The following is a 6,891-nucleotide window of genomic DNA, read 5'->3' as shown; positions in this document are numbered from 1 at the left end:
AACACGATTGCCAAGCCGAGGCGGAAGGCGTGGATATGGCGGCGATAGCGGTAGCGTTCGTAGGCGTTGAGCCAGCGTTCGGAAAAATGGAGGCGTTCGGATTGGGCAGGCATGTTGTAAGACGTATTGGTATGTGGGGATGTAAATTATAACTGATTGGTAAAGCAGATGAAATTTGAACTGTTTCCCAATGGTTTGAACTATTGCAGAATTTCTCTGCCGCAAGCGGATATAATGGCGGCTTTGAATCAGACAGGCGGTGAAGAAATGGCGACGGTTTTAAGCGCAGGCGTGGACGAGGCGGGGCGCGGCCCTTTGGTCGGCAGCGTATTTGCGGCGGCAGTGATTTTGCCGGAACATTTTGACCTGCCGGGTTTGACCGACTCAAAAAAACTGAGCGAAAAAAAGCGCGATATGTTGGCGCAGATGATTAAGGAACAGGCGGTTGCGTGGAACATTGCCTTTGCCGACCCCGACGAAATCTTGAGACTGAACATCCTGCACGCAACCATGGCCGCGATGAAGCGCGCCATCGAGGGGCTGTCGGTCGCTCCCGACAAAGTGTGGATAGACGGCAACCGCGTGCCGAAAGATTTGAATGTCCCTGCCGAAGCAGTGGTCAAAGGCGACAGCAAAATCATCGAAATCTCCGCCGCTTCGGTTTTGGCCAAAACCGCGCGCGACGCAGAAATGTATGAATTGGCGAAACGCTATCCGCAATACGGGTTTGACCGGCACAAAGGCTACGGCACGGCGCAACATTTGGCCGCATTGAAACAATACGGCGTATTGCCGGAACACCGCCGCGATTTCGCACCGGTCAAAACCTTATTGGCACAAGGCAATCTGTTTGAAGAATGAACGCACATCAAAAGGCCGTCTGAAAGATTTCAGACGGCCTTGTTTTTGGGAAAGTATTATTTCAACGCAGCCAAACACTCTTTAATCAATTCGGGGCCGCGATAAATCAAACCGCTGTACACCTGAACCGCACTGGCACCCAAGCGGATTTTTTCTGCCGCGTCCGCGCCGTTCATGATGCCGCCGACGCCGATAATCGGCAGCTTGCCGTCAATGCGTTCTGCCAAAAGTTTCAACACTTGATTGCTTTTCTCGCGCACGGGCAAGCCGCTCAAGCCGCCTTGTTCACCTACGAGCGGATGGCTGCCCAAGCTGGATTTGTCGATGGTCGTGTTGGTGGCGATGATGCCGTCCATCTCTACGGATTTGACCACATGGGCGATGTCGTCGATTTGCGCTTCATCCAAATCCGGCGCGATTTTGACCGCCAGCGGCACATATTTGCCATGCGCTGCCGCCAGTTGCGCCTGTTTGTTTTTCAAGGCTTCCAACAATGCGCTCAACTCGTCGCCGCCTTGCAAGGCGCGCAGGTTTTTCGTATTGGGGGAGGAAATATTGACCGTGATGTAACTCGCGTGGGCGTAGGCTTTTTCCAGGCAAATCAGATAATCGTCGGCCGCGTTTTCAATCGGTGTAACGGCATTTTTACCGATGTTGATGCCCAAAATGCCTTTAAAGCGGCTGTTTTCAATGTTGCGGATCATCGCATCGATGCCGTGGTTGTTGAAACCCATGCGGTTGATGATGCCTTGGTGTTCGGGAACTCGGAAAAGGCGCGGCTGCGGATTGCCCGGCTGCGGCTTGGGCGTTACCGTGCCGATTTCGACAAAGCCGAAACCCAAAGCGGCAAACGCATCGATGCACTCGCCGTTTTTGTCCAAACCCGCCGCCAAGCCGACCGGATTGGGCAGCTGCAAACCCATCAGCTCGGTTGGCCGGGTGTGGCTGTCCACTTTGGGCAGCAGGCCGAATTTTTCGGCGGTACGCAAACTGTTGAGCGTGAAATGATGGGCCTTTTCCGCATCGAAACGGAACAGGATGGGGCGGACGAGTGAATACATGACGGCGGCTTTCTGAACGGTTGATGAATGTGGCGTTATTTTACCTGAAACCGTCAAACTGCCCCAAACGTCTGTATCGATATGATTTTATGGTTTGGCGGCAAATGAAAATAAATAGGGCTTTTGCGTGTATTCGGATAGTTTATTAAAATGGCAAAAGAGAGGTTTTTCAGACGGCCTGATGGATGTATCAAAAGGCCGTCTGAAAAGTTTTGATTTGATTGTTTACCTGATACAGGAATATTTCTATGAAACAGGCGGTTGATCCTTATGCGAGTTTCCGTGAGCTGACGTTGCGGGGGATGATACTCGGCGCGTTGATTACGGTGATTTTTACGGCATCCAATGTGTATTTGGGCTTGAAGGTGGGCTTGACTTTTGCGTCTTCGATTCCGGCTGCGGTGATTTCGATGGCGGTTTTGAAGTTTTTTAAAGGCAGTAATATTCTGGAAAATAATATGGTGCAGACTCAGGCTTCGGCCGCGGGGACGCTCTCCAGTATTATTTTTATTCTGCCGGGTTTGCTGATGGCCGGTTATTGGGCGGGCTTTCCGTTTTGGCAGACAACGCTGCTGTGTATGTCCGGCGGTATTTTGGGCGTGATTTTCACTGTGCCTTTGCGTTATGCGATGGTGGTGAAAAGCGATTTGCCTTATCCGGAAGGCGTGGCGGCGGCTGAGATTTTGAAGGTCGGCGACCATGATGCGGACCAACAGGAAGGCGGCAGCGGTATCAAGGAGTTGATGTCGGGCGGCGCTTTGGCCGGTTTGATGAGCTTCTGCGCAAGCGGTTTGCGCGTGGTGGCGGACAGCGCGAGCTTTTGGTTTAAAGGCGGCGCGTCGGTGTTTCAAGTGCCGATGGGCTTTTCACTGGCTTTGCTGGGCGCGGGCTATTTGGTCGGCCTGACCGGCGGTATCGCGATTTTGCTGGGTATTTCGATTGCCTGGGGCGTGGCCGTGCCTTATCTGTCGGCGCATATTCCGCAACCTGCCGATATGGAGATGATTCCTTTTGCGATGTCTTTGTGGAAGGAAAAAGTCCGTTTTATCGGCGCGGGTACGATCGGTATCGCGGCTATTTGGACGCTGTTGACTTTGATGAAACCGATGGTCGAGGGCATGCGCCTGTCTTTCCGTAATTTCGGCGGCGCGCAGATGACCGAGCGCACGGAACAGGATTTGTCGCCTAAGGCGATGATTGCCTGGGTGTTGGCGATGATGCTGGTGTTGGGCGTGTCCTTCTTCCACTTTATCGGCGACTCGCATATTTCCGGCGGTTTGGCTTGGCTGTTGGTGGTCGTATGTACGTTGCTGGCTTCGATTATCGGCTTTTTGGTGGCCGCGGCTTGCGGTTATATGGCCGGTTTGGTCGGTTCGTCTTCCAGCCCGATTTCGGGTGTGGGCATCGTCTCTATCGTTATTATTTCGCTGGTGTTGCTGCTGGTCGGCGAATCCAGCGGCTTGATGGCGGACGAGGCAAACCGCAAATTCCTGCTGGCGTTGACGCTGTTTTGCGGCGCGTCTGTGATTTGTGTGGCTTCGATTTCCAATGACAACCTGCAGGATTTGAAAACGGGTTATCTGGTAAAGGCAACGCCTTGGAAACAGCAGGTCGCGCTGATTGTCGGCTGCGTTGTCGGCGCATTGGTGATTTCGCCTGTGTTGGAGCTTTTGTATGAAGCCTACGGCTTTACCGGCGCGATGCCGCGTGAAGGCATGGATGCGGCCCAAGCCCTTGCCGCGCCTCAGGCAACTTTGATGACCACCATCGCCCAAGGTATTTTCTCGCACAATCTGCAATGGGATTATATTTTCACCGGCGTGGGCATCGGCGTGGCGTTGATTGCGGTCGATTTCACATTGCGCAAATCTTCCGGCGGCAAGCGCGCTTTGCCGGTATTGGCCGTGGGCATGGGCATTTACCTGCCGCCGTCTGTGAATATGCCGATTGTAATCGGCGCGGTATTGGCGGCGGTGTTGAAATCCGTTATCGCCCGCCGTCAGGAAAACCGTGAAGGCCGTCTGAAAAATGCGGAACGTATCGGTACGCTGTTCTCCGCCGGTTTGATTGTCGGCGAGAGCCTGATCGGTGTGATTATGGCGTTTATCATTGCCTTCTCCGTAACCAACGGCGGTTCGGATGCGCCTTTGGCCCTGAGCTTGGAAAACTGGGATACGGCCGCCAAATGGCTGGGCTTGGCGTTTTTTGTCTTCGGTATGTTCGTGTTTGCACGCCGCGTGTTGAAAGCAGGACGTTAAGTTTGTAGGTTGAGAAAAGGCCGTCTGAAACCCAAAACATTGGGGTTTCAGACGGCCTTTTCAGTGGAAATTTGTTTGGAATGATTTTAGGAAGTTTGGGTATAATTGTTGCGGGGCTAGGTAGTGAAACAGCCCCATGGCAGTGGGGCTGTTTTATTTGAACCTCCCTAGAAAGGAGAGTTTCAACATGAAACGAACCAAGCCGAAAGGTCGTTCATGGCTGAGACTGCGGACAGTCGTTAGGATTATCTTAACCCTGTTCCTGCTCTTAGTCAATTAAACGGCTGAAAACAAAAAACTGTTTCTCAGTTTCCGCCTGTTTGTCATGAACGGGCGGTTTTTTATTGTTTAACGCTGATTCAAACAATCTGCAATCGCTTTGGCAATTTTGGCACTGGCGCCTTGGTGTTGCGAAATGAATTGCTCGGTGTGGCTGATCAGCTGTTGGCGCAGCGTTTCGTCGTCGAGGTATTGGCGCGTGGTTCTGTACCAGGCTTCGGCGGTTTCGACGCGGACGGCGGCTTTGGCTTCGACTGCGCCTTTGCAGGCTTGGGCGAAGTTGTAGTTGGAGTAGCCGAAGAGGGTGGGGACGCGGCAGGCTATGGGTTCGATGATGTTTTGACAGCCGGCATCGACGAGGCTGCCGCCGACGAAGGCAATGTCTGCGCTGAGATAGTAGGCGGCAAGTTCGCCCATGCTGTCGCCTATCCAAACCTGTGTGTTGGGGGAAACGGGTTGTCCGTCGCTGCGTTTTTGCACGGTATAACCAAGCGATTTGGCGATATCGTAGGCCGTCTGAAAGTTTTCAGGGTGGCGCGGGACGATGACCAGCAAGGCATTGCCGCGGTAGCCCTGCCATGCTTTGAGGAGCAGCTCGGCTTCGTCTGTGCCTTTATACACGCGCGTGCTGGCGCAGACGACGACGGCTCGTGCGCCGATGCGTTCTTTAAAGGCGGCGGCAAGCGGACGCGAGTCGTTGGGGGGCGCGATGTCGTATTTGGTGTTGCCGCAGACGTGGACGTTGGATGCGCCGATGAGGTGCAGGCGTTCGGCATCGGCGGCGGTTTGGGCAAAGCAGCCGGAGAGGGTCTGCATGGCAGGCTCGACCAACTTGCGGATTTTAAGATAGCCGCGTTGGGATTTTTCGGAGAGGCGCGCGTTGGCCAGAAAGAGGGGAATACCTGCTTTTTTGCAGCCGTGCATCAGGTTGGGCCAGATTTCGGTTTCCATCAAAATGCCGCAGATGGGGCGGTGTTCGGCTAAAAATCGGGCGACCCATTCGGATTTGTCGTAGGGCAGGTAACGGCATTGCGCATCGGGGAACAGAGATTGCGCGGTGGCGCGGCCGGTCGGCGTCATTTGGGTAATCAGAAACGGCGAATCGGGAAAATGGCGGCGTAATGCCTGCACCAAAGGTTCGGCCGCACGCGTTTCGCCGACGGATACGGCGTGTATCCAAATCGGGCGTTGCACGGGATTGGGATACGCCTGCCCGAAACGCTCGTCCCAATGCTCGAGATAGGCTGGGGATTTGAGGGCGCGGCGGCGCAGGTGGCGGCGGATCAGGAAGGGGGCGAGGTGCCACAGCGTGGCGTAAAGGCGGCGTATCATGCTTACGGGTCTTGTGTCGGAATAGGCCTATTTTATCGGAAACTGAAACGGAAGATATAGCTTTGATGCGTGTTTTACGCAAAGGAAAAAGGCCGTCTGAAAGGTTTCAGACAGCCTTTAATGCAGGTATAAACGCGTTTATTTCACTTGCGCCATGTATTTTTTCAGACGGCCTTTGCTTTGCATGGCGCGGTTTTCCATTTCATCGACAACGGCTTGCGCTTTGGCTTTGTTCACCGGCTTGCCGACCTGAATCACGCCGCTCATGTTCATCATGCGGTGCGGCGGGCAGGTATAGACGTACACGCCTTCTTTGTCGAGCTTGAGGGTGAAGTCTTTGCCGTCTTCGGAGAGGAAGTCGGCAACGCCCTCGGGCAGGGCTTTGCTTTGTACCCAGTGGCCGCTGTTGGTGGCTTTGAAGGTTACGGTGTCGCCGACTTTGGCGTTGACGTAGCCGGGTTCGAACACCATGCTGCCGTCTTTGCCGTTGTCAAGCATTTTGACTTCGTGGTTGGCGGCGTATGCGCTAAGGGACGCGGTCAGCATGAGGAGGAAGAGGGATTTTTTCATGGAGAAGTCCTTTCTAAGGATAAAAATATGGGTCGGGCTGATGAGTCGGAGAGGCAAGCCTTGGGCTTACCGCCCTCTCCCTAACCCTCTCCCATGGGAGAGGGAATGAGTTGCAGGGAATTCGCAGGCCGGATGCTCAAATCCGACATTTCAGAAGCGGTTAGGTTACGCACTCTGCCGCATCGGGCGGATAACGGGCAGGCCCTTGCTGTCGTATAAGAGTTCGATGTCCACTTTGTACAGCCTGCCTATCATGTCCGCCTGCAACACGTCCTGCGGCGCGCCCTGCGCCTGTACTTTGCCTTCGCCGAGCAGAATCACGCCGTCTGAAAACTGCGCGGCGAGGCTCAAATCGTGCAAGACCATCAGCGTAACCAGATTGTGTTCGTGCGTGTATTGCACTACGCGCTCCAAGAGGTTCAACTGGTGGTGCATATCCAGCGCGCTGACCGGTTCGTCCAGCATCAGGATTTCGGGGCGGCGCAGCATGACTTGGGCAAACATGACGAGCTGCCGCTGTCCGCCGGAAA

General features: G+C 54.3%; 6 protein-coding genes. 2 read left to right on the top strand and 4 right to left on the bottom strand.

What is annotated here, in order from left to right; genetic code table 11:
* Positions 1 to 267: 267 nt before the first annotated feature.
* Positions 268 to 861, top strand: a complete 594-nt coding sequence (gene rnhB, locus ACTHUT_RS12090) for a ribonuclease HII (RefSeq protein ID WP_254345495.1) — start codon at positions 268 to 270, stop codon at positions 859 to 861.
* A gap of 56 nt (positions 862 to 917) precedes the next feature.
* On the opposite strand, the gene ACTHUT_RS12085 is transcribed toward rnhB, so the two are convergent.
* Positions 918 to 1,922 carry a quinone-dependent dihydroorotate dehydrogenase gene (locus ACTHUT_RS12085; RefSeq protein WP_440385916.1) on the bottom strand — a complete coding sequence of 335 codons (1,005 nt, stop codon included), beginning with the start codon at positions 1,920 to 1,922 and terminating at the stop codon, positions 918 to 920.
* Between the two features lie 248 nt (positions 1,923 to 2,170).
* Between ACTHUT_RS12085 and ACTHUT_RS12080 the strand changes: the two genes are divergently transcribed.
* Positions 2,171 to 4,180, top strand: coding sequence for an OPT family oligopeptide transporter (locus tag ACTHUT_RS12080; RefSeq protein ID WP_440385918.1), 2,010 nt, complete (start codon positions 2,171 to 2,173; stop codon positions 4,178 to 4,180).
* Between the two features lie 348 nt (positions 4,181 to 4,528).
* On the opposite strand, the gene waaA is transcribed toward ACTHUT_RS12080, so the two are convergent.
* The 3 genes from waaA to ACTHUT_RS12065 all read right to left on the bottom strand — a co-directional run.
* Positions 4,529 to 5,791, bottom strand: a complete 1,263-nt coding sequence (waaA, locus tag ACTHUT_RS12075) for a lipid IV(A) 3-deoxy-D-manno-octulosonic acid transferase (RefSeq protein WP_440361257.1) — start codon at positions 5,789 to 5,791, stop codon at positions 4,529 to 4,531.
* Between the two features lie 138 nt (positions 5,792 to 5,929).
* Positions 5,930 to 6,361 (bottom strand): plastocyanin/azurin family copper-binding protein, encoded by a 432-nt coding sequence (locus tag ACTHUT_RS12070; RefSeq protein ID WP_070848976.1) that lies wholly within the window; start codon positions 6,359 to 6,361, stop codon positions 5,930 to 5,932.
* A 165-nt stretch (positions 6,362 to 6,526) separates the two neighbouring features.
* On the bottom strand, positions 6,527 to 6,891 hold a 365-nt coding region (locus tag ACTHUT_RS12065), incomplete at its 5' end, for an ATP-binding cassette domain-containing protein (protein ID WP_440418832.1).

This window comes from Neisseria sp. P0022.S010 (assembly GCF_051956635.1).
This window is presented reverse-complemented; position numbering and strand designations above follow the sequence as displayed.

Coding starts and splice junctions, on each gene's coding strand:
- rnhB (WP_254345495.1), top strand. CDS start 268: ATGGCGACGGTTTTAAGCGCAGGCGTGGACGAGGCGGGGCGCGGCCCT.
- ACTHUT_RS12085 (WP_440385916.1), bottom strand. CDS start 1,922: ATGTATTCACTCGTCCGCCCCATCCTGTTCCGTTTCGATGCGGAAAAG.
- ACTHUT_RS12080 (WP_440385918.1), top strand. CDS start 2,171: ATGAAACAGGCGGTTGATCCTTATGCGAGTTTCCGTGAGCTGACGTTG.
- waaA (WP_440361257.1), bottom strand. CDS start 5,791: ATGATACGCCGCCTTTACGCCACGCTGTGGCACCTCGCCCCCTTCCTG.
- ACTHUT_RS12070 (WP_070848976.1), bottom strand. CDS start 6,361: ATGAAAAAATCCCTCTTCCTCCTCATGCTGACCGCGTCCCTTAGCGCA.